We start from the raw sequence: 1,612 nt of genomic DNA on the forward strand, positions 1-1,612 counted from the left end.
GGGGTGTACTGGACTTTGCCGGTGGAACAGTAGTGCACATGTCAGCAGGCTTTGCCGCCTTGGCCGGATCTATATTCTTAGGCAACAGACGAGTACGATTAGAAGAGCCCGCCAATATACCTTATGTAATTCTCGGAACCGGATTACTTTGGTTCGGATGGTTCGGTTTCAATGCAGGATCAGCACTGGGCGCCAATATAGATGCAGTAATAGCTTTTGCCAATACCAATTTGGCATCAGCCGCCAGCATGATCACCTGGATTTTCTTAGATCGATTCAGAAATAAAAAAATGTCTGCACTGAATGCCTGCATAGGTGCTATTGTAGGTTTAGTAGCCATTACACCAGCCGCTGGATTTGTAACCCTAAGTCAAAGTATATTCATAGGTTTTACAGCTGCAATAGTGTCTAACTTTGCCATTAGTTTAAACAAAAGATCGGGTATAGACGATACACTGGATGTATTTCCGAGTCACGGAGTAGGAGGCATTGTAGGAATGCTGTTAACAGGAGTTTTAGCGAAGGATGTAGGCCTAATACATGGTGATTCTACTACCTTCTTATATCATTTACTGGCTTTAGGAATTGTCACCGTATTCACTTTTGGAGGGAGCTTACTATTATATAAAATCACAGATTTCCTTATTCCTGTTCGGGTAACAATGAATCAGGAGATTCGGGGATTAGATAACTCACAGCATGGTGAGGCCGCTTAACGTTAAAACCAAAACCAATTGACTATATAAAATGAAGGGGTTGACATAGCCCTTTCATTTTACTTGTTTCGTGGCTTGATCTAAAAACTTCTGAAGATCTGCATCAGCAGAAGCGCCATAGCTGTCTATGACAGTTCCTTTTTTGCCATCATGCGTTCTTAAAGAATATAATATCGATGCATCAGAAGGATTAGACTCACCCTCGAATCGATACTGGCCTACAACTTCAACCTCTTCAGGTTTGTAAGGTTTACTTTGACCAATCACTTTAAGTGTATGATTTCGGTATTCAAAATCTTCCTTAAAACCTTCTTCTCTGAGGTCATTAAGCGTTTCTACAAGTGTTTTTAAGTGGTGTTTTGACATGTATACAAAATACGGAATTTGGGCTTCATTGTCAAATGAGCAACCGTACTTACCAAAATGATCTATTTTATAATGGATCAGCAATAAAATCTGTATATTGATCAATTAAACTTCTTATCAATGATGAATAAATTTATTGGCACAACTTTAATTTTCTTCTTTTCATCTCTAATTAGCTTTGGCCAGACAGATGACAAAACAGTATTAACCAATCTAGTTAACGAATTTCTGAGTAAAGTAGACTCTAAAGAAATGCACGATAGGTTTTGGGGTGAAGATTTAACCTATACTAGTTCAAGCGGCACACGTTTTGGAAAATCTACTATCATGGAAGGGTTTAGTGCTACAGAAGAAAATGAAAATACTGAACCCGGACCAACCTATTCAGCCGAAGATATACAGGTTAAAATATTGACAGATGATGTAGCTGTTGTTGCTTTTAAATTGGTGAGCTTAACTTCGGATGGCAGCATTACTCAATACCTTAATAGTGGCACATTTCAAAAAAGAAAAGGACAATGGAAAGTAAC

The 1,612-nt window shown here is 38.6% G+C and carries 3 protein-coding genes; 2 read left to right on the top strand and 1 reads right to left on the bottom strand.

All coding sequences use genetic code 11. The features are described 5' to 3' along the window. Positions 1-716: ammonium transporter (locus RLO81_RS17610; protein ID WP_502880473.1), on the top strand; the 716-nt coding region annotated here is incomplete at its 5' end. A gap of 54 nt (positions 717-770) precedes the next feature. On the opposite strand, the gene RLO81_RS17615 is transcribed toward RLO81_RS17610, so the two are convergent. Further along, positions 771-1,187, bottom strand: coding sequence for a hypothetical protein (locus RLO81_RS17615; protein ID WP_350114761.1), 417 nt, complete (start codon positions 1,185-1,187; stop codon positions 771-773). A gap of 15 nt (positions 1,188-1,202) precedes the next feature. On the opposite strand from RLO81_RS17615, the gene RLO81_RS17620 reads away from it, so the two are divergent. Further along, positions 1,203-1,612, top strand: a 410-nt coding sequence (locus RLO81_RS17620) for a nuclear transport factor 2 family protein (protein ID WP_350114764.1), incomplete at its 3' end; no start/stop codon positions are given.

The sequence above is a fragment of the Fulvivirga sp. genome (genome assembly GCF_040220315.1).
Taxonomy (GTDB): Bacteria; Bacteroidota; Bacteroidia; order Cytophagales; family Cyclobacteriaceae; genus Fulvivirga.